The organism is Janthinobacterium sp. FW305-128, from assembly GCF_020858135.1.
Taxonomy (GTDB): Bacteria; Pseudomonadota; Gammaproteobacteria; order Burkholderiales; family Burkholderiaceae_D; genus Janthinobacterium.
The window spans coordinates 379,002-402,823 of sequence record NZ_JACYMK010000001.1; the positions used below are offsets into that span (position 1 = coordinate 379,002).

A 23,822-nucleotide genomic window follows, 5' to 3' on the forward strand; every position below is an offset into this window, starting at 1 on the left:
CCTTGTATTCGAAAGGCATCATGAAATTATTCTCAAGCCGGTACCACACCTTTTGCGCCGCGCTGCTGTTCGCGCTGGCATTGTGCAGCTTCCATGCCGTGGCGGCGCCCGGCGGCAGCGCCATCGGCAGCGCGCCGCAGGGCACGCTCGTCATCATCGGCGGCGGCCTGCGCGCCGACAATGCCGAAGTGTGGCAGCGCATCGTCAAGTTGTCGGGCGGTCCGGGCGCGCGCATCGCCGTGCTGGCCTCGGCCGCGATGAACCCGGAAAAATCGGGTGAAAGCATCATCAGGAAGCTCAATCAATATGGTGCGGACGCCTTTTTCGTGCCGCTGGCCGTCAAGCTGGCCAATCGCGATTACCGCAAGGCGGCCGAAGATCCGGCCATCGTCACGCAGATCAAGTCGGCCACCGGCATCTATTTTGCCGGCGGCGACCAGGGGCGCATCACGCAAGCGTTGCTGCGCCCGGACGGCAGCCGCACGGCCGCGCTGGAAGCCATCTGGTCGGTCTACCGCAACGGCGGCGTGATCGCCGGCTCCAGTGCCGGCGCGGCCATCATGAGCACCACCATGTTCTACGATGCCAAACCCGTGCTCGACATGCTCAAGATGGGCGTCACGGATGGCCGCGAGATCGCGCCCGGACTGGGCTTCATCGGCAGCGACGTTTTTGTGGACCAGCATCTGCTGGTGCGCGGGCGCTTTGCGCGCATGATTCCCGTGATGCTGAAAAAAGGCTATCACCTGGGACTGGGTATCGATGAAAACAGCGCCATGGTGGTCGACGCCATGCGCGACGTGGAAGTGATCGGCTACAGCGGCGCCCTGCTGATCGACCTGTCGGGCGCCATCAGCGACCGCGGCGTGAAAAATTTCAATATCAGCAATGCTGCCATCAGCTATCTGGACCGGGGCGACAAATTCAACCTCGTCACGCGCGTGTTTACGCCCTCGCCGGACAAGGCCGACAACAAGCTCGATCCGAACCAGCCCGACATGCGCGAACCCGTGTTTACCAACGATATCCTCGGCAACAACGCCGTGCTCGACCTGATGGGCAACCTGATCGACAACGCGCAGCAGGAAGCCATCGGCATCGCCTTCGGCAACCCGCGCGACCCGTACCCGGAGCTGGGCTTCGAGTTCCGCTTCAGTAAAACGGTCAACAGCGTCGGCTACAGCTCGACCGAGGCGGAAGCGTATTCGGTGCTCAAGCTGCGCCTCGACATCCGCCCCATCCAGCTGCGCCAGCCGCTGTACCGCTACAAGTAGCTTGCACTGGCGCGCCGCCAGCGCGGCCACGCGGCGATCGTCAGGGCCCGCAGCAGCCATTCGACGGGGCCATAGGCGTGGCCGCGCAGCCACCAGCGGCTCAGGGGCAGCTGCAGGCTGAAGATGATGAGGGCCAGCGCCAGTGCGCCGAGCGGCGAGACGCTGCCCATCAAGCGTGCGCCATACGCGAGGAACAGCCAGGCGCAGACGGCTGACTGCAGCAGGTAGTTCGACAGGGCCATGCGGCCCGTATCGGCCAGCAGCGCAAACAGCGTGCCGTCGCGCAGCCGTTCGAACAGGGTCAGCGCGCATGCCAGGTAGGCGCCCGCCAGCAGCGGCGCGCTCGCCAGGCCCACGGCCAGTCCCGCCACCTGCCATGCCTGGCTCTCGCCATACACGGAGGTCCACGCATATACGGCGGCGCCGGGCAGGCCTGCCAGCGCGCCGGCCCACAGCAGGCGGCGGCGCAGCGGCAGATAGTCGGCCGCGTGCAGCAGCATCTCGCGCTTGCCGGCGGCCAGGCCGCACAGGAACATGGCCAGCGCGCACGGTGCCTGCACCAGCAGCAGGACGATCCAGATGTCGCTCAGTTCGCGCAAGTGCTGACTGACGACGGCGGCCGGCGTGGCGCGGTAGGCGGCCAGCGCCGTTGCCGCCTTTTGCGCCATCGCCACGGCGTTGTCCGCCGCGTCGCCCGCCGGCTGCAGGCTTTGCAGCCAGGCCATGCCTGCCCAGAACGCGGCGCAGACGGTGACGAGCACCAGGGCCAGGCACAGTGCCTGGCGTTCGCCGCAACGGTGCAGCGCCAGCAGCACGATGCCCAGCACGGCGTAGGTGGTCAGTATGTCGCCATGAAAAAGGAACACGGCATGCAGGGCGCCGATCAGCCACAGGCCCGCCTGCCGGCGCAGCATGCGCGGCACGAACGGCGCATCGGCGCGCGCGGCCGCCTGCATCTGCAAGGTGAAGCTGTAGCCGAACAGGAAGGAAAACAGCAGGTAGAACTTGGTCTCGAACAGCAGCGCGACAAGAAAATGCGTAGCGTGGTCGACGCCGCCGTGAAAGGCGGGATCGGTCATGCCCAGACCGAACCAGGGCGTGGCGAAGGCGCCGATATTGACGGCCAAAATGCCGAACAGGGCGCAGCCGCGCAGGGCGTCGACGTCGGCAATGCGCGCGGGCGGGGTTGGCATGGCGGCGCTCATGCCAGGGCAGGGCGCAGGAAGCGCGCCAGCAGCAGGTGCAAACTGGCGCGCTGCGCCAGCGGTGCATAATCGGGATCGACGGCGACCCGGTTGAAGATGCCGTCGATCAGCGCGGCGATCCAGCCAGCCGTTTGCGCGGCGTCCAGCGCGGCGTCGATCTGGCCTGCCGCCGCCGCCTCTGCCAGCAAGGTTTGCAGGCCGCCGCGCAGGCTGGCGTCGTTGCGCGCCACCCTGGCCGCGATGTCCGTGTCGCGCATCGCCTCGGCGGCAATGTCCAGCGCCAGTCCCGCAAAGTCCCCGTCGGCCGCCAGCGCCAGCACCAGGTCCATGAAGTCGAGCAGGGCGCCGTACGCATCGGCGCTGCCTTGCACGCCGGCGAAATAGGCGGCCGTCTCGCTGCCTTCCTGGTCGACGATGGCGGCGATGATGGCTTGCTTGGTGGGGAAATAGTGAAACAGGTTGCCAGGACTCATGCCCGCCTGCGCGCAGATGGCGGCGGTGCTGGTCTGGTGAAAGCCCTTGCGCGCGAAGCAGTGGCGCGCGGCGGCGAGAATGGCGTCGCGGCGGGCCGCGTGTTTATCGGGATCGATGGTGCGCATGGTGGTTGGCTGTCCTTTTGTTTAATCGACTAGTCAGTCTAATATAAATGGATTGCGCGGCGCGGTCAAGCGGGGCGTGAAATGGATGCTTTGCAGTGCCGATTCCTGTCGCTACAATGTGCCGCACCGGATTTTTCCATGCCCGCCGCTGGCGCCGCTGTTTGTTCGGAAAACCGCTTCTTTTACCCGTTTTTCTACCGTGTTAGGAATGAGATGCAGCAGACCCCGATTCGATCCTTCCTGTGCGCGCTGGCGCTGGCCGCCGGCATCGTCCCTGCCGCGCAAGCGGCCAATGCTGCCCAGCCGGCCACCATGCGCCTCGATTACCAGCACAGCGGCAATGCGCTGGGCGAGCACTATGCGGTCGAACGCGTGCTGGTCGAGCCCCTGCCATGGGCCGGTAACCTGGCGCGTCCCATCGACGACAGCAACCGCGGCAACAATATGCTGGAAGTGGTCGACATCAAGTCGGGCAAGGTGCTGTACTCGCGCGGCTTTTCCACCATCTTCGGCGAGTGGGCCAGCACCGACGAAGCGAAAACCACCACGCGCGCGTTTCAGGAATCCGTGCGCTTCCCGCAGCCCGAGCACCCCGTGCGCGTGCGCATCCTCAAGCGCGACGAGCGTGGCCTGTTTTCCATTGTGTGGAGCACCGACGTCGATCCTGCCGCGCAGGACGTGATCCGCAAGCAGCCGCCGGCGCCCGTCAAGCCGATCCCGATCCGTGTCGAAGGCCCCTCGTCCGAGAAGGTCGATCTCCTGATCATGGGCGATGGCTACACGGCCGCCGAAATGGGCAAGTTCGAAGCGACGGCGCGCAAATTGGCCGAGCACCTGTTTACCGTCTCGCCGTTTCGCGAGCGGGCCAAAGATTTCAACGTCTGGGCCATGGCCGCGCCGACGCCGGAATCGGGCGTGTCGCGCCCATCGACGGGCGTGCATCACGCCTCGCCGCTGGGCACGCGCTACGACATCTTCGGCAGCGAGCGCTATGTGCTGACGACGGACAACCGCGCATTGCGCGACCTGGCGCAGTACGCGCCGTACGAATTCATCGAAATCCTCGTCAATAACGATACCTACGGCGGTGGCGGCATCTTCGGCCAGTTCAGCACGGCGGCAGCGAACAACGACTGGGCCAACTACCTGTTCGTGCATGAATTCGGCCACCATTTCGCCGGCCTGGCCGACGAGTACTACACTTCGCCTGTGGCCTACCAGTCGAACGGTGAGCGCCAGGAGCCGTGGGAGCCGAACGCCACGGCGCTGCGCGATCCGTCCAAGCTGAAATGGAAGAGCCACGTCAAGGCCGGCACGCCGCTGCCGACACCCTGGCCGAAGGAAGCGTACGACAGCCATGCGCGTGAATACCAGAAGCAGCGCGCCGCCCTGCGCGCGGCCAACCGCCCGGAAAGCGAGATGAGCGGCTTGTTCAAGGCCGACCTGGCATACACGCAGCAGCTGTTCTCGAAGGCGCCGCAGCGCCATGCGGTGGGCGCCTTCGAAGGCGCGAACTATGAATCGTCCGGCTATTACCGGCCCGAGATGCAGTGCATCATGTTCGACCGCAGCGAGACCTTCTGTTCCGTATGCCAGGATGGCATCAGCACCATCATCGACCTGTATTCGCGTCCCGCCACGGTGCCGGGAAAATAATGCCGTTCATATCGTTGGAATAAGCATGGTGGGCCATGTTGCATCGCAATAGCATGGCCCCCCGTTTCACCGTTCCCCGCCTTGCGCCGCGCGCCACGGCGCCGCGTAGTTTGTTTTTCAGGCAATTCCCCCTTCTTTTGCTCGGCCGCCTTTCTGTGCGCCAGCCCCGCGATATTATCAAATAAGCACCGCGATTCGATTGCTTGTCAATTAGTTCATTTAAATAATATTGATGTAGAATTTGATGTATATCAATGTTGCATCGCCGCAATCGCACTTATAGTTGACCTAGCTCAAAAACGATAAGCATGCGGACCGGACTCATCGCGAATCACGTATCTAAATGCTGTAGAGTAATTTTCGCCCTGTACCAGTTCCCCGAGAATGCACTGGTGCCGGCCTCGAATTTCAGTGACGGAAGCCGATTCATGAAGATGCAGACCCCCGCGCCTGACGCGTGCAATACCCTCCATCCCCACACACCGATTGCCTTGCCGTATGCGCGCGCCGGCGGCGTGACCCTGGCCATGAGCGCGGCCGCCACGCGTGCCGGCGCGGTGCGCTGCGTGCAGGCGGCCACGCCGTGGCCCGCCTTGCGTCCGGTCCAGGCATGACGGCCGGCTTGCACCCGCACTTGCCTTTGCAGGGCAAGCGTGGGCTGGTGGTGGGCATCGCCAATGCGCAAAGCATCGCCTGGGGCTGCGCCAGCGCGCTGCGCGCGGCCGGTGCCGAACTGGCCGTGACCTGGCTTAATGACAAGGCCAGAGCGCACGTGGAGCCGCTGGCGCAGCAAGTGCAGGCGGCCATCATGGCGCCGCTCGACGTGGCCGTGCCGGGTCAATTGGAGGCGCTGTTCGCGCAGATCGGACGGCAGTGGGGCGCCATCGATTTCGTCGTCCATTCCATTGCCTACGCGCCGAAACAGGATTTGCATGGCAGGGTCACGGACAGTTCGGCCGACGGTTTCGCGCAGGCCATGGATGTCTCCTGCCATTCCTTCATGCGCATGGCGAAGCTGGCCGAACCCCTGATGCGGGACGGCGGCAGCCTGATGACCATGAGCTACCTGGGCGCCGAGGAAGTCATCGCCGACTACGGCCTGATGGGGCCCGTAAAGGCGGCGCTGGAAGCGTCGGTGCGCTACCTGGCCGCCGAACTGGGGCCGCAAGGCATCCGCGTCAACGCCATTTCGCCGGGCCCACTGGAGACGCGGGCCGCTTCCGGCATCGCCCATTTCGACCGCCTGATGGCCGATGCCATCGAACGCTCGCCCATGCGCCGCCTGGCCACCATCGAGGACGTGGGCGCGCTGTGCGCCTTCCTCGCCGGCGACGGCGCGCGCGCCATCACGGGCGGCACCCTGTATGTCGATGGCGGCTACAACATTCTGAATTGACTGGAAGAAGATGACCATGGCTGTTTCTACTTTGTCCAACCGCGCCAGGACGGCCGCGCTGGCCACCGCGCTGGCCCTGGCCGGCTGCGCCTCGCTGGCGCCGCCGTACGCGCCGCCGCCGCTGCCCGTGGCGGCGCAGTATCCGGAAGCCGATCCGGCCGGCGCGCAGGCGCCCGACGTCGCCTGGCAAGCCTACTTTGCCGACCCGCGCCTGCAGGCGCTCATTGCGCAGGCGCTGGCCGGCAACCGCGACATCCGCATCGCCGCCCTGCGCGTGGAAGAAGCGCGCGCCGCGTATGGCATCCAGCGCGCGGAGCAATTCCCCACCATCGCGCTGGGCGCCTCCGGCAGCCGCGCGCGCGTGCCAGACGACCTGAGTCCGACGGGCCGCGCCATGACGAGCGCGCAGTACCAGGCGGGCTTGAACGTGAGCGCCTGGGAACTCGATTTCTGGGGCAGGGTGCGCAGCCTGAAGGACAGCGCGCTGCAAACCCTGCTGGCCAGCGACGAGGCGCGCCGCGCCGTCGGCGTGGCCCTGGTGGCGCAGGTGGCCAATGGCTACCTGGGCTTGCGCGAACTCGACGAGCGCGTGGAACTGGCGCGCGCCACGGTCGACAGCCGCGCCGAATCGCTGCGCATCTTCACGCGCCGCTTCGAGGTGGGGTCGATTTCCAAGCTGGACCTGACGCAGGTGGAAACCCTGCTCAGCCAGGCCCTGTCGCTGTCGGCCCAGCTGGAGCAGGCGCGCGCCGTGCAGGCGCATGCGCTGGCCCAGCTGGTGGGCGGTCCCGTCGACCTGACGCCAGTGGCTGGCGAGATGCGCCGCTTCGACGACTCCAGCGTGCTGCAGCCGCTGCATGCGGGCCTGCCTTCGGCCTTGCTCACGCAGCGTCCCGACCTGATCGCGGCCGAGCACCAGCTGCGGGCCGCGCAAGCCAATATCGGCGCCGCGCGCGCCGCCTTCTTCCCCGCCATTTCGCTGACGGCGGCTTATGGCACGGCCAGCGCGGAATTGAGCGGCCTGTTCGACTCGGGCAGCGGCGCCTGGAATTTCGCGCCGCGCCTGGTGCTGCCGATCTTTGACGCGGGCCGCATCCGCGCCAATATGGATCTGGCCGAGGTACGCCGCGACGTGGCCGTGGCCAATTATGAAAAGAGCGTGCAGGGCGCCTTCCGCGAAGTGGCCGACGCGCTGTCGAACCGGCGCTGGCTGGCGCTGCAGGTCGATATCGGCAAGACCACCTTGGCCGCGCAGAGCGAACGCGCGCGCCTGGCCAAGCTGCGCTACGACAATGGCGCCGCGCCCTACCTGGAAGTGCTCGATGCACAGCGCGACCTGCTGACGGTCGAGCAGCAGCTGGTGCAGACGCGCCGCGCGCTGCTGTCCAGCCAGGTCAGCCTGTACGCGGCCCTGGGCGGCGGCGCACCCGCACCCGCCGCCGCTTCCACTCACTAATTTGATCGCCCCGATACCATGAATGCTCAACTGAAGAAAAAACTCATCCCCGCGGCGCTCGTCGTGGCCGTGCTCGTGCTGGGCTACGTGGCCTGGCAAAAAATGCGCCCCACGGGCCCTGGCGAAGGTTTTGTCAGCGGCAATGGCCGCATCGAAGCGACGGAAGTCGACGTCGCCACCAAGCTGGCCGGCCGGGTCAAGGAGATCCTCGTGCGCGAGGGCGACTTCGTCAAGGCGGGCCAGCCGCTGGCCACCATGCAGGTCGACTCGCTGACGGCCCAGCGCGACGAGGCGCGCGCGCGCCAGCAGCAGGCGTCCGATGCCGTGGTCGGCGCGCAGGCGCAGGTGGCCGTGCGCGAAAGCGACAAGGCGGCCGCGCTGGCCATGGTGGCGCAGCGCGAAAGCGAACTCGATGCGGCCAAGCGCCGCCTGGCCCGTTCCGAAACCCTGTCGAAGGAAGGCGCTTCCTCGGTGCAGGAACTCGACGACGACCGCGCCCGCGTGCGCAGCGTGGCCGCCGCCCTGAATGCGGCCAAGGCGCAGGTGACGGCGGCGCAGGCGGCCATCGATGCGGCAAAAGCGCAGGTGGTCGGTTCGCGTTCCGCCGTCGTAGCCGCCGAGGCGACCACGGCGCGCATCGATTCCGACCTGGCCGATGGCCAGCTGACGGCGCCGCGCGACGGCCGCGTGCAATACCTGGTGGCGCAACAGGGCGAAGTATTGGCCGGCGGCGGCAAGGTGCTCAACTTGGTCGACCTGTCGGACGTCTACATGACCTTCTTCCTGCCCGAGACGGCGGCCGGCAAGGTGGCGATGGGTGGCGAGGTGCGCCTCATCCTCGACGCGGCGCCCAATTACGTGATTCCCGCGACGATTTCGTTTGTCGCCGCCAGCGCGCAGTTCACGCCGAAGACGGTGGAAACGGCCAGCGAGCGCCAGAAGCTGATGTTCCGCGTGAAGGCGCAGATCAGCCGCGAGCTGCTGCAAAAGCACCTGGCCCTGGTCAAAGTGGGTTTGCCCGGCGTGGCCTGGGTGCGCCTCGATGCGAAGCAGCCCTGGCCCGCTGAACTGACGGCGAAGGTTCCGCAGTGAGCATGGACGTGACTTCCTTTGTCGTCAGCATCAAGGGCGTCAGCCAGCATTACGGCAAGACGGTGGCGCTCGACGGCATCGACCTCGACGTGCCGGCCGGCCGCATGGTGGGGCTGATCGGCCCCGATGGCGTGGGCAAATCGAGCCTGCTGTCGCTGGTGGCCGGCGCGCGCGCCGTGCAGCAGGGCAGCGTGATGGCGCTGGGCGGCGACATGCGCGATGCGCGCCACCGCGACGATGTCTGCCCGCGCATCGCCTACATGCCGCAAGGCCTGGGCAAGAATCTGTATCCGACCCTGTCGGTCGAGGAAAACCTGCAGTTTTTCGCGCGCCTGTTCGGCCATGACGCGGCCGAGCGCCGTCGCCGCATCGACCAGCTGACCCGCAGCACGGGCTTGCAGCCCTTCCTCGCGCGCCCGGCGGGCAAGCTGTCGGGCGGCATGAAGCAGAAGCTGGGCCTGTGCTGCGCCCTGATCCACGATCCCGACCTGCTCATTCTCGATGAGCCGACCACCGGCGTCGATCCCCTGGCGCGCGCCCAGTTCTGGGACCTGATCGCCGGCATCCGCGTGCAGCGCCCGCAGATGAGCGTGATGGTGGCCACCGCCTACATGGACGAGGCGCAGCGCTTCGACTGGTTAGTCGCCATGGATGACGGCAAGGTGCTCGATACGGGCACGCCGGCCGAACTGCTGGCGCGCACCGAAAGCGGCAACCTGGAAGCGGCCTTCATCAAGCTGCTGCCCGAAGCCAAGCGCGCCGGCCACCAGCCCGTCGTGATCACGCCGCTGGACGCCGCCAGCGCGCAGGACGTCGCCATCGAGGCCAAAGACCTGACCATGCGCTTCGGCGATTTTACCGCCGTCGACCATGTGAATTTTCGCATCGGCCGCGGCGAGATCTTCGGTTTTCTCGGTTCGAACGGCTGCGGCAAGTCGACCACCATGAAGATGCTCACGGGTCTGCTGCCGGCCACGGAAGGCAAGGCCTGGCTGTTCGGCAAGGAAGTCGATTCCAACGACATCGACACGCGCCGCAGGGTCGGCTACATGTCGCAGGCGTTTTCCCTGTACAGCGAACTGACGGTGCGCCAGAACCTGGTGCTGCACGCGCGCCTGTTCCACGTGCCGGAGGGCGAGATCCCGGCGAGGATCGACGAAATGGCGCAGCGCTTCGACTTGCGCGCCGTGATGGACGACTTGCCCGACAGCCTGCCGCTGGGCATACGCCAGCGGCTGTCGCTGGCCGTGGCCATGGTGCACAAGCCGGAAATGCTGATCCTCGACGAACCGACGTCCGGCGTCGACCCCATCGCGCGCGACAATTTCTGGCGCCTGATGATCGAACTGGCGCGGCGCGACCGCGTCACCATCTTCATTTCCACCCACTTCATGAACGAGGCCGAGCGCTGCGACCGCATCTCGCTGATGCACGCGGGTAAAGTGCTGGTCAGCGATGCGCCGGCCGAACTGGTGCGCAAGAAGGGCGCGCCGTCGCTGGAGGCGGCCTTCATCGCCTACCTGGAAGAGGCGGGCGGCGGCACGGCAGCGGCGACAGTGCAGGAAACGCCGGCGTCCGTGCCGCAGGAAGCGGCACCGGCACCGCAGCACCGCCGCAGCCGTTTCAGCGTGAGCCGCATGCTCAGCTACATGTGGCGCGAGGCGCTGGAATTGCGCCGCGACCCCGTGCGCCTGACCCTGGCGCTGGGCGGCTCCGTGCTGCTGCTGTTCGTCATCGGCTTCGGCATCAGTCTGGACGTCGAAGACTTGAGCTATGCGGTGCTCGACCACGACCAGACGACCCTGAGCCAGAATTACACGAACAACCTGGCCGGCTCGCGCTACTTCGTCGAGCGCCCGCCGTTGCGCGACTATGCCGATATCGACAAGCGCATGCGCAGCGGCGAACTGTCGCTGGCCATCGAGATCCCGCCCGGCTTCGCGCGCGACGTGCAGCGCGGCGCGCCGGCGCAGGTGGGCGCGTGGATCGACGGCGCCATGCCGATGCGCGCCGAAACCGTGCAGGGCTATGTGCAGGGCATGCATCAGCTGTGGCTGGCCGACCAGGCCTTGCACCGCTATGGCATCACGATGAGCAATCCCGTCGCCATCCAGACGCGCTACCGCTACAACCCGGACGTGAAAAGCCTGCCCGCCATGGTGCCGGCCGTGATTCCCTTGCTGCTGCTGATGCTGCCGGCCATGCTGGCGGCGCTGTCCGTGGTGCGCGAAAAGGAACTCGGTTCCATCATCAACCTGTACGTGACGCCCGTCACGCGCCTGGAATTCTTGCTCGGCAAGCAGGTGCCCTACGTCGTGCTGGCCATGTTCAACTTCGTCCTCATGGCCCTGCTGGCCGTCACGGCCTTCGGCGTGCCGATCAAGGGCAGCCTGCCGACCCTGATCGGCGCCACCTTCATCTTCAATATCTGCGCCACCGGCATCGGCCTGTTCGCCTCGACCTTTACGCGCAGCCAGATCGCGGCCCTGTTCGTGACCATGATCGGCACCATGATCCCGGCCATCCAGTTTTCCGGCCTGCTCAATCCCGTCTCGTCGATGGAAGGCGTGGGCAAGGCCATCGGCCTGATGTACCCGGCCACGCACATGCTCAACATCAGCCGCGGCGTATTCAACAAGGCGCTGGGCTTCGGCGACCTGCACGCCTCGTTCTGGCCCCTGCTCGTCGCCATTCCCGTGATCCTCGGCGTGACGGTGGCGCTGCTGAAGAAACAGGAGAGCTGACATGCGCCACCTTGAAAACATCTACCGCCTGGGCGTGAAGGAAATCTGGAGCCTGATCCGCGACCCGATGATGCTGATCCTGATCCTCTACACGTTCACTTTGGCCATCTACGTGGCCGCCACGGCCAAGCCGGAAACCTTGCACATGGCCTCGATCGCCATCGTCGACGAGGATGGCTCGCCGCTGTCCGCGCGCATCGCCTCGGCCTTCTTCCCGCCCCAGTTCACGCCGCCGGCCATGATCAACCAGAGCCAGGTCGATGCGGGCCTCGACGCGGGCCGGTACACCTTCGTGCTGACGATCCCGCCCAAGCTGCAGGCCGACGTGCTGGGCGGGCGCCAGGCGGAATTGCAGCTGAACGTCGACGCCACGCGCATGAGCCAGGCCTTCAGCGGCAGCGGCTACATCCAGCAGATTGTCGCTGGCGAGATATCGGAATTCGCCAAGCGCTACCGGGGCGCGACCGTCTCGCCCGTGGAGCTGGTGATGCGCGCGCGCTTCAATCCCTCGCTGAGCCAGGCGTGGTTTGGCTCGCTGATGGAGCTGATCAACCAGGTGACGATGCTGTCGATCATCCTCACGGGCGCGGCCCTGATACGCGAGCGCGAACACGGCACCATCGAGCATTTGCTGGTGATGCCCGTGACGCCGGCCGAGATCATGCTGGGCAAGGTCTGGTCGATGGGCCTGGTGGTGCTGCTGGCCGCCGCCCTGTCACTGAACCTGGTGGTGCGCGGCATGCTGCACGTGCCGATCGAAGGCTCGATCGCGCTGTTCCTGTGCGGCGCGGCCCTGCACCTGTTTGCCACCACCTCGATGGGGATTTTCCTGGCCACCGTGGCGCGCAGCATGCCGCAGTTCGGCATGCTCCTGATCCTCGTGCTGCTGCCGCTGCAGATGCTCTCGGGCGGCAGCACGCCGCGCGAAAGCATGCCCGAGCTGGTGCAGAACATCATGCTGATCGCCCCGACCACGCATTTCGTCGAATTGAGCCAGGCGATCCTGTACCGGGGCGCCGGCATCGACGTGGTGTGGAAACCGTTCCTGGCCTTGCTGGCCATCGGCACGGCCCTGTTTACCTTCGCGCTGGCGCGCTTTCGCAAGACCATCAGCCAGATGGCGTAGCCCCCGCGCCGGAATGGTCCGGCGTTTTTTTGCATGAAAAGGATAGCCATGACAACCGAAGCTGCACCATTTTTCTCCACCGGCGGCTTGCCGTCCCTGGGCATGCTGGGCGATTATGCGCGCGACTCGTGGCAGCGCATCGTGCTGTACGCGGACGTGATGCGCCGGCGCGGCAACCAGTACCAGGAGCACCTGGCCGAGGAAGTGCCGAACGTGCTCGACTTCCCCGCCGAACTGGTGATGTCGGGCCTGGAGCTGGCGCGCCCCGTCAACTACGGCCTGGCGCGCATTTTGACGCCCGATGCGCCCGAACCTGAGCCATCGAAACGGCCGTTTGTCGTCGTCGATCCGCGCGCCGGCCACGGTCCCGGCATCGGCGGCTTCAAGGCCGAGAGCGAGATCGGCGTGGCCCTGCGCGCCGGCCACCCGTGCTACTTCATCGGCTTCCTGCCCGATCCCGTGCCGGGACAGACGGTGGAAGACGTGATGCATGCCGAGGCGGCCTTCCTGGAAAAAGTCATCGCCCTGCATCCGCTCAGCGAAGGCAAGCCCGTCGTCATCGGCAATTGCCAGGCGGGCTGGCAAATCCTCATGACGGCGGCCATGCGCCCGGAATTGTTCGGTCCCATCATCGTGGCCGGCGCGCCCGTGTCCTATTGGGCCGGCTGGCATGGCCGCAACCCGATGCGCTACGCTGGCGGCCTGATGGGCGGCAGCTGGGCCACGGCGCTGGCGGGCGACCTGGGCAACGGCCGTTTCGACGGCGCCAGCCTGGTGCAGAATTTCGAAAAGCTCAACCCGGCCAATACCCTGTGGAGCAAGCAGTACAACCTGTACGCGAACATCGATACGGAAGCGCCCCGCTACCTGGAATTTGAAAAATACTGGGGCGGCCATGTGTTCCTCAACGACGTCGAGATGCAGTACATCGTCGACAATCTGTTCATCGGCAACCGCCTGGCCACGGCCGAATTGATCACCTCCGACGGCGTGCGCCTGGACTTGCGCAATATCCGTTCGCCCATCGTTGTGTTCTGCTCGAATGGCGACAACATCACGCCGCCGCCGCAGGCGTTGGGCTGGATCACGGACCTGTACCGCGACGACAAGGATGTGCTGATGCACGATCAGACCATCGTCTATGCCGTGCATGACAGCATCGGCCACCTGGGCATCTTCGTCTCGGCCAAGGTGGGGCACAAGGAACACCAGAAATTCGCCAGCAATATCGACCTGATCAACCTGCTGCCGGCCGGTATCTACGAAGCGCGGATCGTCGACAAGACGCCCGACACGCCGAATGCCGACCTGGCCAGCGGCGATTATGTGCTGCAGGTCGAGCACCGCGGCATCGAGGACGTGCGCGCCATCGTGCAGCCGAGCGTGGAAAACGACCGCAAGTTCGCCGCCGCCGCGCGCGTATCCGAGGTCAACCTGGCCCTGTACCGCACGTTCGCGCAGCCGTGGGTGCGCGCCATGGTCACGCCGCAGACCGCGCGCTTCCTGCAGCTTGCGCATCCGCTGCGCGTGTCGTACGAGCGCTGGACCGACCACAATCCGCTGGCCAGGCTGGTGGCCAGGGAGGCGGAAAAGGTGCGCGCCCACCGCCAGCCGGTATCGCCCGACAACCCGCTGCTGGCCATGCAGGAAGCCGTCTCCGGCGCCATCACGGCCGGCTTGAACGGCTGGCGCGACTGGCGCGACATGCTGCAGGAAACCACCTTCGACCTGGTGTACGGCTCGCCCCTGGTGCAGGCGCTGACGGGACAGTCCATCGGCGATGCTGCGCCGCCGCGCCCCCATCCCGGCATCTCGCCCGAGCATTGCGAATATGTGCGCTGCGAAACGCGCAAGATGGACGAGGACATGCAGCGGGGCGGCCTGGTGGAAGCGGCCGTGCGCGCGCTGTTCTACATCTACCGCTTCCGCATGATCGCCGACGAGCGCAGGGTCAACCTGGCCCTCAAATTGATCAAGCCGCAATACCGGCAGGAGGTCAGCATGGAGGAATTCCGCGGCATCGTGCGCCAGCAGGCGCGCCTGATGCTGCATGATTTCGATGCCGCCATCGCCGCCTTGCCGGCCTTGCTGTCGCGCGCCGATCCGGACGACATCGGCGCGCTGGCCGAATGGCTGCAGCAAGTGCTGCAGGTGCCCGAGCCGCCGACGCCGGACGAGGAAGCAAGCCTGCAACAGATGCTGGACGTCTTCGACCGCGCAGTCAAGCAGCAGGCGCAGGCGCAGGCGCTGCCGCCGGACGCGCGCGCATCCCATGCCGGACCCAAAGCCAAACCGGCCAAACATATTACCTCTGCCTAGAAGACCACGATGACTACTACCCAAGACGATGATCTGCATATCGTGCGTAACCGCACCTTCGACCAGATCGCCATCGGCGATACCGCCAGCATCACGCGCACCCTGAGCATGGACGATATCGCCCTGTTCGCGGTGATGTCGGGCGATGACAACCCGCAGCACCTCGATACGGAATTTGCCGCCGCCACCCGCTACCAAGGCGTGATCGCGCACGGCATGTGGGGCGCTTCCCTCATATCCGCCGTGCTGGGCACGCGCCTGCCCGGCGCCGGCACCGTCTACACGGGCCAGACCCTGCGTTTTTTGCAACCCGTGCGCGTGGGCGATACCTTGGCCATCAGCGTTACCGTCACGGCGCGCGAGCCGCGCAGCCGCCACGTGACCCTGGCTTGCCGCTGCGTCAACCAGCATGGCGCCGTGGTGCTCGACGGCGAGGCGCAGGTGATCGCGCCGGCCGAGCAGATCGAGCGGGCGCGCGCCACCTTGCCCGAAGTGCGCCTGCATAACGGCGACGGCACGCGGCGCCTGCTCGAGCACGCACGTACGCTGGGGCCGATCCGGGTCGCCGTGATCCACCCCTGCGATGAATTGAGCCTGTCGGGCGCGCTGGACGCGCATGCGGCCGGCCTGATCACGCCCGTGCTGGTGGCGCCGCGCGCGCGCCTGGAAGCGGTGGCGGCCGAAGCGGGCCTGAGCCTGGCCGGCATCGCCATCGAGGACGTCGAGCATAGCCATGCTGCCGCCGCGCGCGGCGCCGAGCTGGCGGGCAAGGGCGAAGTGGAGGCGCTGATGAAGGGCAGCCTGCATACGGACGAACTGATGTCGGCCGTGCTGTCGGCCAGCGCCGGCCTGCGCACCAAGCGCCGCATCAGCCACTGCTTCCTGATGCAGACGCCCGCCTATCCGCGCCCTTTCATCATCACGGATGCCGCCATCAATATCGCGCCCAACCTGGCCATGAAGGCCGACATCGTGCGCAACGCCATCGACCTGGCGCACGTGATCGGCGTGGCCTGCCCGCGCGTGGCCATCCTGGCCGCCGTGGAAACGGTGAATGCGGACATGCCGGCGACTTTGGACGCGGCCGCCCTGTGCAAGATGGCCGACCGCGGACAGATCACGGGCGCGATCCTCGACGGCCCGCTGGCTTTTGATAACGCCGTGTCGATCGCCGCCGCCACCGTCAAGGGCATCGTCTCGGAAGTGGCGGGCCGCGCCGACATCCTGCTGGTGCCAGACCTGGAAAGCGGCAACATGCTGGCCAAGCAGCTCGAGTACATGGGCGACGCGGACAGCGCCGGCATCGTGCTGGGCGCGAAGATCCCCGTCATCCTCACCAGCCGCGCCGATTCGCGCGCCAGCCGCATCGCCTCGTGCGCCATCGCCGTGATGCTGGCCAACCATTACCGGAGCACGCCGCCATGAACGCGCCAATCACCCACGCCGACGGTGCCTTGATCCTGGTGCTCAATTGCGGCTCGTCGAGCATCAAGTTCGCCCTGTTCGAGCAGGCGGGCGGCGTGCTGCCGCAGCAGGCGCAATGGAGCGGCAAGGTCGAAGGCATCGGCCGCGAAAGCGCCACCTACCGCGCCGGCGGCCTGCCGGCGGTGGCCTTGCAGCTCGATGCGGAGCAGCCGCATCATGCGGCGCTCGAATACATCCGCGCGCAAGTGGTGGCGCAGCTGGACGGGCGTGCGCTGCGCGCCGTGGCGCACCGCGTGGTGCATGGCGGCAGCAAGTACTTCGCCCCCGTGCGCATCGATTTCACCGTGCTGGCCGACCTGAAAAGCTATGTGCCGCTGGCGCCCCTGCACCAGCCGTTCGCGCTCGAGGCGATCGAGGTGCTGCTCACATCGCGGCCCGACATCGCCCAGGTGGCGTGCTTCGACACGGCCTTCCACCACACGGTGCCGCAGGTCGAGCAGATGCTGGCCCTGCCTTACGATGCGTGGGAGCGGGGCTTGCGCCGCTATGGTTTCCACGGCCTGTCCTACGAATACCAGTCGCTGGTGCTGGAACAGCGTTTTGGCGCTGTCGCGCGCGGCAAGGTCATCGTGGCCCACCTGGGCAGCGGCGCCAGCCTGTGCGCCATGGACAATTTGCACAGCGTGGCCACCACCATGGGCTTTTCCGCGCTCGACGGCCTGATGATGGGCACGCGCTGCGGTTCGCTCGATCCTGGCGCCGTGATCTACCTGATGGAAATCGAAAAGCTGTCGCTGGAAAAAGTGGCGCATGTGCTGTACCACGAGTCGGGCTTGCTGGGCGTGTCCGGCGTGTCGGCCGACCCGCCGGTCTTGCTGGCGCAGCAGGACCGGCAGGATGCGACGGGCGAACGCATCCGCGCCGCGCTGGCTTTATATATCCGCCGCATCGTGCGCGAGATCGGCGCCCTGACGGCCGTGCTGGGGGGACTGGACATGCTGGTGTTTACGGCCGGTATCGGCGAACACAGCGCCGAATTGCGCCAGCGCATCTGCGCCGAGCTCGGTTTTATCGGCCCCGTGCTCGATGCGCAGGCCAATGCGCGCAACGCCAGCCGTATCTCCACCGACGCCAGCCGCATCGTGGTGGGCGTGGAGCCGGCCAACGAGGAGTGGGTGGCGGCGCGCCACGCGGCGCTGGCCGTGGGCGCATGAGGATCTGAAGCGTCAGGCCGCGCTCGATGGGAAATTTGCCGATTTGCATATATTTCTCGTTGAGTGCGCTACCGCACTGTGTGGTTTGCCAGTTATCTTTACTATGAAGTCATGCCATTGCGCTACATCAAGAAACAGCGCGATGCCTGGCAAATTTTGAACATTTTGCCCGCCTTTAGTAAGAATAAAATTAAACCATATTGAAAGGTCTCATCATGAACAAATTACTCGCCGCACTGATCGCTACCCTGTTTGCTACCGCCGCCTTCGCTCAAACCGCGCCGGCCACGGAAGCTGTCGTGAAAGCCCAGGCTTCCGCGCAAAAAGACGTCAACAAGGCTGCCGCTTCGGAAGCCAAAGTCGATGCCAAGGCTGACGCCAATGTCGCCAAGGCCGAGATGAAGGCTGACGAAAAGAAAGCTGACGCCCATCACAAGGCGAACAAAACCAAAGCCAAGGCCCATGACAAAGTCGTCAACGCCGATGCGGAAGACAAGCTGAAAGCGGAAGCCAAGGCAGACAAAACCGATGCCAAGGCCGATGCGAAAGCCACCAAGGCTGCCGTAAAAGCGAACGCCAAGGTCGCCAAGGAAAAAGTGGAAGCGAATGCCGACAAAGCCCTCGCCGCCACCAAGACGGAAGAAGCCAAGGCCAAAGCCGACGCTGAAGTCAAGGCCGCCGCCGCCAAGTAATTCCCCGTTTGCGGGCCACGGCCCGCAAGCCAAAAAGACAGCTTCGGCTGTCTTTTTTTTCGTCTGCCACTTTTTTCGGGCACCGCTTGCCAGTCTTGATCTGGCACAAATGCTCCTCTTTTCGCCGTGCCATAGTGAATTGGCAAACAGACGAAGGAGACACCATGAGCACCGCTAAAACGAAAAAATTACCGGCCACCGGTTCGGCCGAAGGCGCGCCGGCCATACAGTCCATGCAGTCCATGCCGGTCGAGGGCGACGTGCATGCCGGTACTGATGCGGCGGGCGCCGACGCCATGCCGGGGCCGCGCCTGGGCATGTCGTACGCGGATCAGGCGGCGCTCGCGCAGGGCGCGGCCGCGGCGAACGGCGGCGACATGCCGGGCGGCGGCATGCAGCAGGCATCGCAGGGCATGGCCGGCGCCAGTTGCATGCACGTGGGCGATGGCGGCGGCATGGGGGGCGACCGCGATGGCGGTGGAGGCGGCATGGGCGGCGACGGCGGCGGCCAGGGCGGCGGCACGCCGCAGGTGCGCACCTGCGCCACGATGGACGTGCATCGCCGCCTGCTGACGGAGGACCCCTCCTATGCGAACATCCGCGCCGATATTGAAAACCAGGCTGGCATGTACGAGGGCGCCGGCAGCAGCGCCGGGCGTTCCGGCGTGACGCAGATACCGGTGGTCGTGCACGTGGTGTGGAATACGGCCGCGCAGAATATTTCGGATGCGCAGATCGCCAGCCAGATCGATGTACTGAACCGTGACTTCCGGCGCGTCAATCCCGATGTCAACAGCACGCCGGCGCCGTTCCTGCCGCTGACGGCCGATGCGCGCGTGGAGTTCGCGCTGGCCACCATCGATCCGCATGGCGCGGCCACCAGCGGCATCGAGCGGCGCCAGACGACCGTGGCCTCGTTTGGCGCCGACGATGCCGTCAAATCGCAGGCGACGGGCGGCATGGATGCCTGGCCGGCCGACAGCTACCTGAATATCTGGGTCTGCCAGCTGGGCGGCGGCTTGCTCGGCTACGCGCAATTTCCTGGCGGCCCGGCCGCCACCGACGGCGTGGTGATCCTGCAATCGGCCTTCGGCACGACGGGCACGGCGGCGCCGCCGTTCCACCTGGGGCGCACGGCCACGCATGAAATCGGCCACTGGCTGAACCTGAACCATATCTGGGGCGACGACGGCACCGGCTGCTCGGGCACGGACAACGTGGCCGACACGCCGAACCAGGGCGGACCGAACACGGGCCAGCCTTCGTTTCCCCACATTTCCTGCAGCAACGGGCCGAATGGCGACATGTTCATGAACTACATGGATTACGTCGACGATCCCGCCATGTTCATGTTTACGGCGGGCCAGGTGGCGCGCATGCAGGCCTGTCTCGACGGTCCGCGCGCCAGCATCGGCACGGGAACGGGCGGCACGGGCGCCACGCCGCGCCAGAGTTCTTCCCCCGTCGTGGCCTGGGGCGCGAACCGCCTCGACGTCTTCGTGCTGGGCACCGACCGCGCGCTGTACCACAAGGCCTGGAACGGCACGGCCTGGGCGCCTTCCGCCACCGGCTATGAAGGGCAGGGCGGCATCTGTACCAGCGCCCCGCAGGTGGTGTCGTGGGGGCCGAACCGGCTCGACGTGTTCGTCACGGGCACCGACAGCGGCTTGTTCCACAAGTGGTGGAACGGCACGGCCTGGGGGCCGTCCCTGACCGGTTATGAAGCGATGGGCGGGCTGTGCGTGGGCGACCCGCGCGCCGTGGCCTGGGGGCCGAACCGCCTCGACGTGTTTGTCGTCGGCACGGACCGCGGCCTGTATCACAAGTGGTGGAACGGGGCCGCCTGGGGGCCGTCGCTGACCGGCTACGAAGCCATGGGCGGCATCTGCCTGGGTCAGCCGGAAGCCGTGGCGTGGGGGCCGAACCGCCTCGACGTCTTCGTCATCGGCACGGACCGGGCGCTGTACCACAAGTGGTGGGACGGCACGGCCTGGGGACCGTCGCTGACGGGCTACGAGCGCCTGGGCGGCATTTGCACCTCGTCGCCGAAGGCGGTGGCGTGGGGACCGAACCGGCTCGACGTCTTTGTCACGGGCACCGATGGCGCGCTGTACCACAAGTGGTGGGACGGCGCGAAATGGGGGCCTTCCAACGACGGCTTCGAACGGCTGGGCGGCATTTGCGTGGGCGAGGTGGAAGCCGTGTCGTGGGCGCCCAACCGGCTCGACCTGTTCGTCATCGGCACCGATAGCGCCCTGTACCACAAGGCGTGGAACGGCAGCGCCTGGACGCCGTCGCTGACGGGCTTTGAAAGCCTGGGCGGCGTGTGCACTTCGCGCCCGCGCGCCACGGCCTGGGCGGCGAACCGCCTCGACGTGTTTGTCACGGGCACGAATGGCGCTCTGTTCCACAAGGCCTGGAACGGTACGGCCTGGTCGCCTTCCGTGAGCGGCTATGAAAGCCTGGGCGGCGTGGTATCGTGTTTCTGACGTCAATGCGTCAATGCGTGAAACGGGAGGCGGCATGCACGGTATGACAACGGCTTTGCCCAGCGGCAGCTGGACGCATTCCTTCGAGGAGGATGCAGACGGTATCGAGGTGTACCGGCCCACGGCCACCTTCGTCTTTCCTCCCAGCCGCAAGGGGCGCAAGGTGCTGGAGTTTGGCCCGTCCGCCGGCGCCATGGCGCAAGGGGCGGCGACATTGACGTCGATGGCGCCCGGCCCCGACGACCGTCCCCGCGCCGGCCCCGTTGCCAAGCTGGTGCCCTTGGGCATGGGCCGCTATGCCCTGAGTGATGCTGGCGGGGCGCAGGACGTGATCGACATCGTCGAAGCGACGCCCGACGTGCTGCGCCTGGCGCGGCGTTAAGGCTGGCCGCGCAACTTGTGCGCGAGCGCCGTGCGGTTGCCCACGCCCAGTTTCTGGTAAATCGCATGCAGCTGGTTGCGCACGGTGGCCGGCGACTTGCCCAGTTCCCTGGCGATGCTTTTATACGGCAAGCCTTCCGCCGCCATGGCCGCCACCAGCCGTTCTGCCGGCGTCAGGCGCTGCATGGCAGCCTGCCTGAAACGTTGTGTGTCATTCTTGCTCTCCTGTCCGTAAGCGGCATGCCGGTGGCATGCCTGCAGGGATAACGGGAGCACGGTGCCTATCTGTAAAATTATTTTCTCTGCTGCCAGATGCGATGAACGAAAAAAAAGACAGGCGTACCTGTCTTTTCGTGTGGCTGGGTGGCGCTCAGCCGATGGCTGCCATCGAGACAGGCTTCAGCTTGGCCGCCAGCGCCTTGCCCTTCTTGGCGCGCTTGCCGAAGTGCTCGGCCAGGGCCGTGGCGCCCAGCGACGCATCCTGCGGTTTCGAGGCCCGGCCGATGCCCGAGACCACCACGCCACGCTGCGTGATCGGCTGCACGGCCAGCAGCTTGTCCTTGGCATCGAGGTCGATCAGCTTGACGCCGGTGCCGCCCTTGGACAGGGTTTTCATTTCATCGAGGCCGAACACCAGCAGGCGCCCGCCTTCCGTCAAACAGGCCAGGGCGCTGGCCGCCTCGGGGATGACTTTCGGCGCCAAAGGCACGTCGCCATCGTCCAGGGTGATGAAGGCCTTGCCGCCTTTCAGACGGCTCGTCATGTCGCCCGCCTTGGCGATGAAGCCGTAGCCGGCGCTCGACGCCAGCAGCAAATTGGTGGCGCCATTGCCCGCAAAGTAATGGAGGATGCGCACGGCGTTGCCCGGCGTGCCGCCGCTCAGGTCGCACAAGGTCGTGATCGGCACGCCGTCGCCGCGCGCGTTGGGCAGCGCCGAGACGGGCACCGAGTAGATCTTGCCGTTGTTGCCAAAGCCCAGCAGGGTGTCGACCGTGCGGCACTCGAAGGCGCCATGCAGGCTGTCGCCCGCCTTGAAGGTGAACTGCGCCGCATCGTGGCCGATGCCGGTACGCGCGCGCACCCAGCCTTTTTCCGAGATGATGACGGTGACCGGCTCATCGACCACTTTTTGCTCGGCCACGGCTTTCTGCGCTTCCTCGATCAGGGTACGGCGCGCGTCGCCGAACTGCTTGGCGTCCGCTTCGATCTCGCGGATGATGGCGCGCTTCATCGAGCCCGGGTTGTCGAGCAGGTCCTGCAGCGATTTTTCTTCCTTGCGCAGCTCGGCCAGTTCCTGCTGGATCTTGATCGTTTCCAGGCGCGCCAGCTGGCGCAAACGGATTTCCAGGATATCGTCGGCCTGGCGCTCGGACAGCTTGAACGCCTCGATCAGGGCCGCCTTCGGCTCATCCGAATTGCGGATGATCTGGATCACCTTGTCGATATTGAGCAGGATCGCTTCGCGCCCTTCCAGGATATGGATGCGGTCCTTGACCTTGCCCAGTTTGTAGCCGGTGCGGCGCGTGACGGTCTCGAAACGGAAATCGATCCACTCGCGCAGGATGTCGCCCAGACCTTTCTGGCGCGGACGGCCATCGCCGCCTATCATCACCAGATTGATCGAGGTCGACGATTCCAGCGACGTATGCGCCAGCAGCATCAGCATGAATTCCGTCTGGTCCTGGTTCTTCGACTTCGGCTCGAACACGAGGCGCACGGGCGCGGCGCGGCCCGATTCGTCGCGGATGGTGTCGAGCGAATTGAGGATCAGCGCCTTCAGGGCCACCTGGTCCGGCGACAGCGCCTTCTTGCCCAGCTTGATCTTCGGATTCGTCAGTTCCTCGATTTCTTCCAGCACCTTTTGCGAGGAGGTGCCCGGCGGCAGTTCCGTCACGACGGCTTGCCACTGGCCGCGCGCCAGCTCTTCGATCTTCCAGCGCGCGCGCACCTTCATGCTGCCACGGCCGCTCGCGTACATGTCGGCGATCTGCGATGGCGGCGTGATGATCTGGCCGCCGCCGGGGAAGTCGGGGCCGGGAATGATGGCCATCAGCTCGGCGTGCGTCATCTTCGGATCGCGGATCATGGCGACGGCCGCTTTCGCCACTTCGGCCAGGTTGTGCGACGGGATTTCCGTCGCCAGGCCCACGGCGATGCCGGAGGCGCCATTGAGCAGCACCATCGGCAGGCGCGCCGGCAGCAGCTTCGGTTCTTCCGTCGAACCGTCGTAGTTGGGCTGGAAGTCCACCGTGCCCATGCCGATTTCATCCATCAGCAGCTTGGCGATCGGCGTCAGACGCGCTTCCGTGTAACGCATGGCCGCGGCGCCGTCGCCGTCGCGCGAGCCGAAGTTGCCCTGGCCATCGATCAGCGGGTAGCGCAAGGAGAAATCCTGCGCCATGCGCACCAGCGCGTCGTACACGGACTGGTCGCCGTGCGGATGCAATTTACCCAGCACGTCGCCGACCACGGCCGCCGATTTGCGCGGCTTCGCCGTGGAATTCAAGCCCAGCTCATTCATCGCATACAGGATGCGGCGCTGCACGGGTTTCTGGCCGTCGCACACGTCGGGCAGGGCGCGGCCCTTGACGACGGAGATGGCGTAATCGAGATAGGCGCGCTCGGCAAAGGTGGACAGGGTCAGCGCTTCGCCGTCGAATACCGGTTCATCCGGCTCGATCGGCTCAGGCTGGGCATCGTCAAATAAATTGGTTTGTGTGGACATGGCGCTTGTTTCGGTGTTAAGTGGTTGCG

General features: G+C 66.1%; 18 protein-coding genes. 14 read left to right on the top strand and 4 right to left on the bottom strand.

Translation table 11 applies throughout. The annotated features are described in order from the left end of the window. Positions 1-20: 20 nt before the first annotated feature. On the top strand, positions 21-1,274 hold the full coding sequence (locus IGS60_RS01760; protein ID WP_099409200.1) for a cyanophycinase: 1,254 nt from the start codon (positions 21-23) through the stop codon (positions 1,272-1,274). Here IGS60_RS01760 and IGS60_RS01765 read toward each other — a convergent pair. Next, on the bottom strand, positions 1,265-2,467 hold the full coding sequence (locus IGS60_RS01765; protein WP_230502034.1) for a DUF418 domain-containing protein: 1,203 nt from the start codon (positions 2,465-2,467) through the stop codon (positions 1,265-1,267). The two genes, IGS60_RS01760 and IGS60_RS01765, sit on opposite strands and share 10 nt — an antisense overlap. An 8-nt stretch (positions 2,468-2,475) precedes the next feature. Beyond that, positions 2,476-3,078, bottom strand: a complete 603-nt coding sequence (locus IGS60_RS01770; RefSeq protein WP_230502036.1) for a TetR/AcrR family transcriptional regulator — start codon at positions 3,076-3,078, stop codon at positions 2,476-2,478. A gap of 213 nt (positions 3,079-3,291) precedes the next feature. On the opposite strand from IGS60_RS01770, the gene IGS60_RS01775 reads away from it, so the two are divergent. From IGS60_RS01775 to IGS60_RS01835, 13 genes are all read left to right on the top strand, one after another. Beyond that, positions 3,292-4,734, top strand: coding sequence for an IgA Peptidase M64 (locus IGS60_RS01775; protein WP_230502038.1), 1,443 nt, complete (start codon positions 3,292-3,294; stop codon positions 4,732-4,734). 428 nt (positions 4,735-5,162) lie between these two features. After that, complete coding sequence (locus IGS60_RS01780; protein ID WP_070224279.1) at positions 5,163-5,348, top strand: hypothetical protein; 186 nt, start codon at positions 5,163-5,165, stop codon at positions 5,346-5,348. Further along, on the top strand, positions 5,345-6,130 hold the full coding sequence (gene fabI, locus IGS60_RS01785) for an enoyl-ACP reductase FabI (RefSeq protein WP_230502669.1): 786 nt from the start codon (positions 5,345-5,347) through the stop codon (positions 6,128-6,130). The genes IGS60_RS01780 and fabI overlap by 4 nt, the downstream gene beginning before the upstream one ends. A gap of 16 nt (positions 6,131-6,146) precedes the next feature. Beyond that, complete coding sequence (locus IGS60_RS01790; RefSeq protein ID WP_230502040.1) at positions 6,147-7,586, top strand: efflux transporter outer membrane subunit; 1,440 nt, start codon at positions 6,147-6,149, stop codon at positions 7,584-7,586. Positions 7,587-7,604: 18 nt separating this feature from the next. Next, a complete protein-coding gene (locus tag IGS60_RS01795; protein WP_099409171.1) occupies positions 7,605-8,678 on the top strand; it encodes an HlyD family secretion protein in 1,074 nt (357 codons plus the stop codon). A gap of 2 nt (positions 8,679-8,680) precedes the next feature. Continuing rightward, positions 8,681-11,422, top strand: coding sequence for a ribosome-associated ATPase/putative transporter RbbA (gene rbbA / locus IGS60_RS01800; protein ID WP_230502042.1), 2,742 nt, complete (start codon positions 8,681-8,683; stop codon positions 11,420-11,422). Between the two features lies 1 nt (position 11,423). Continuing rightward, positions 11,424-12,548, top strand: a complete 1,125-nt coding sequence (locus IGS60_RS01805; protein WP_070224284.1) for an ABC transporter permease — start codon at positions 11,424-11,426, stop codon at positions 12,546-12,548. Positions 12,549-12,650: 102 nt separating this feature from the next. Beyond that, complete coding sequence (locus IGS60_RS01810; protein WP_230502671.1) at positions 12,651-14,867, top strand: DUF3141 domain-containing protein; 2,217 nt, start codon at positions 12,651-12,653, stop codon at positions 14,865-14,867. A 9-nt stretch (positions 14,868-14,876) separates the two neighbouring features. Continuing rightward, positions 14,877-16,292 carry a bifunctional enoyl-CoA hydratase/phosphate acetyltransferase gene (locus IGS60_RS01815; RefSeq protein WP_070224286.1) on the top strand — a complete coding sequence of 472 codons (1,416 nt, stop codon included), beginning with the start codon at positions 14,877-14,879 and terminating at the stop codon, positions 16,290-16,292. Further along, the gene (locus tag IGS60_RS01820) at positions 16,289-17,506 is read left to right on the top strand and encodes an acetate/propionate family kinase (protein WP_230502044.1); all 1,218 of its coding nucleotides are present in this window, start codon (positions 16,289-16,291) and stop codon (positions 17,504-17,506) included. The genes IGS60_RS01815 and IGS60_RS01820 overlap by 4 nt, the downstream gene beginning before the upstream one ends. A gap of 215 nt (positions 17,507-17,721) precedes the next feature. Next, on the top strand, positions 17,722-18,198 hold the full coding sequence (locus tag IGS60_RS01825) for a hypothetical protein (protein ID WP_070224288.1): 477 nt from the start codon (positions 17,722-17,724) through the stop codon (positions 18,196-18,198). Positions 18,199-18,362: 164 nt separating this feature from the next. Further along, on the top strand, positions 18,363-20,687 hold the full coding sequence (locus IGS60_RS01830; RefSeq protein WP_230502046.1) for a M43 family zinc metalloprotease: 2,325 nt from the start codon (positions 18,363-18,365) through the stop codon (positions 20,685-20,687). Positions 20,688-20,721: 34 nt separating this feature from the next. Further along, positions 20,722-21,069: a hypothetical protein gene (locus IGS60_RS01835; protein WP_070224289.1), complete on the top strand. Its 348-nt coding sequence runs from the start codon at positions 20,722-20,724 to the stop codon at positions 21,067-21,069. On the opposite strand, the gene IGS60_RS01840 is transcribed toward IGS60_RS01835, so the two are convergent. Together IGS60_RS01840 and parC are read right to left on the bottom strand one after the other, a co-directional pair. Continuing rightward, entirely contained in the window at positions 21,066-21,254 is a 189-nt protein-coding gene (locus tag IGS60_RS01840; protein ID WP_035822224.1) for a helix-turn-helix transcriptional regulator, read from the bottom strand. The two genes, IGS60_RS01835 and IGS60_RS01840, sit on opposite strands and share 4 nt — an antisense overlap. 184 nt (positions 21,255-21,438) lie before the next feature. Further along, on the bottom strand, positions 21,439-23,793 hold the full coding sequence (parC, locus tag IGS60_RS01845; protein WP_230502048.1) for a DNA topoisomerase IV subunit A: 2,355 nt from the start codon (positions 23,791-23,793) through the stop codon (positions 21,439-21,441). Between the last annotated feature and the right edge of the window lie 29 nt (positions 23,794-23,822).

Bases quoted from the DNA above. Each gene is read 5' to 3' on its own strand.
- IGS60_RS01760 (WP_099409200.1), top strand. From the start codon at position 21: ATGAAATTATTCTCAAGCCGGTACCACACCTTTTGCGCCGCGCTGCTG.
- IGS60_RS01765 (WP_230502034.1), bottom strand. From the start codon at position 2,467: ATGCCAACCCCGCCCGCGCGCATTGCCGACGTCGACGCCCTGCGCGGC.
- IGS60_RS01770 (WP_230502036.1), bottom strand. From the start codon at position 3,078: ATGCGCACCATCGATCCCGATAAACACGCGGCCCGCCGCGACGCCATT.
- IGS60_RS01775 (WP_230502038.1), top strand. From the start codon at position 3,292: ATGCAGCAGACCCCGATTCGATCCTTCCTGTGCGCGCTGGCGCTGGCC.
- IGS60_RS01780 (WP_070224279.1), top strand. From the start codon at position 5,163: ATGAAGATGCAGACCCCCGCGCCTGACGCGTGCAATACCCTCCATCCC.
- fabI (WP_230502669.1), top strand. From the start codon at position 5,345: ATGACGGCCGGCTTGCACCCGCACTTGCCTTTGCAGGGCAAGCGTGGG.
- IGS60_RS01790 (WP_230502040.1), top strand. From the start codon at position 6,147: ATGGCTGTTTCTACTTTGTCCAACCGCGCCAGGACGGCCGCGCTGGCC.
- IGS60_RS01795 (WP_099409171.1), top strand. From the start codon at position 7,605: ATGAATGCTCAACTGAAGAAAAAACTCATCCCCGCGGCGCTCGTCGTG.
- rbbA (WP_230502042.1), top strand. From the start codon at position 8,681: ATGGACGTGACTTCCTTTGTCGTCAGCATCAAGGGCGTCAGCCAGCAT.
- IGS60_RS01805 (WP_070224284.1), top strand. From the start codon at position 11,424: ATGCGCCACCTTGAAAACATCTACCGCCTGGGCGTGAAGGAAATCTGG.
- IGS60_RS01810 (WP_230502671.1), top strand. From the start codon at position 12,651: ATGCTGGGCGATTATGCGCGCGACTCGTGGCAGCGCATCGTGCTGTAC.
- IGS60_RS01815 (WP_070224286.1), top strand. From the start codon at position 14,877: ATGACTACTACCCAAGACGATGATCTGCATATCGTGCGTAACCGCACC.
- IGS60_RS01820 (WP_230502044.1), top strand. From the start codon at position 16,289: ATGAACGCGCCAATCACCCACGCCGACGGTGCCTTGATCCTGGTGCTC.
- IGS60_RS01825 (WP_070224288.1), top strand. From the start codon at position 17,722: ATGAACAAATTACTCGCCGCACTGATCGCTACCCTGTTTGCTACCGCC.
- IGS60_RS01830 (WP_230502046.1), top strand. From the start codon at position 18,363: ATGAGCACCGCTAAAACGAAAAAATTACCGGCCACCGGTTCGGCCGAA.
- IGS60_RS01835 (WP_070224289.1), top strand. From the start codon at position 20,722: ATGCACGGTATGACAACGGCTTTGCCCAGCGGCAGCTGGACGCATTCC.
- IGS60_RS01840 (WP_035822224.1), bottom strand. From the start codon at position 21,254: ATGCAGCGCCTGACGCCGGCAGAACGGCTGGTGGCGGCCATGGCGGCG.
- parC (WP_230502048.1), bottom strand. From the start codon at position 23,793: ATGTCCACACAAACCAATTTATTTGACGATGCCCAGCCTGAGCCGATC.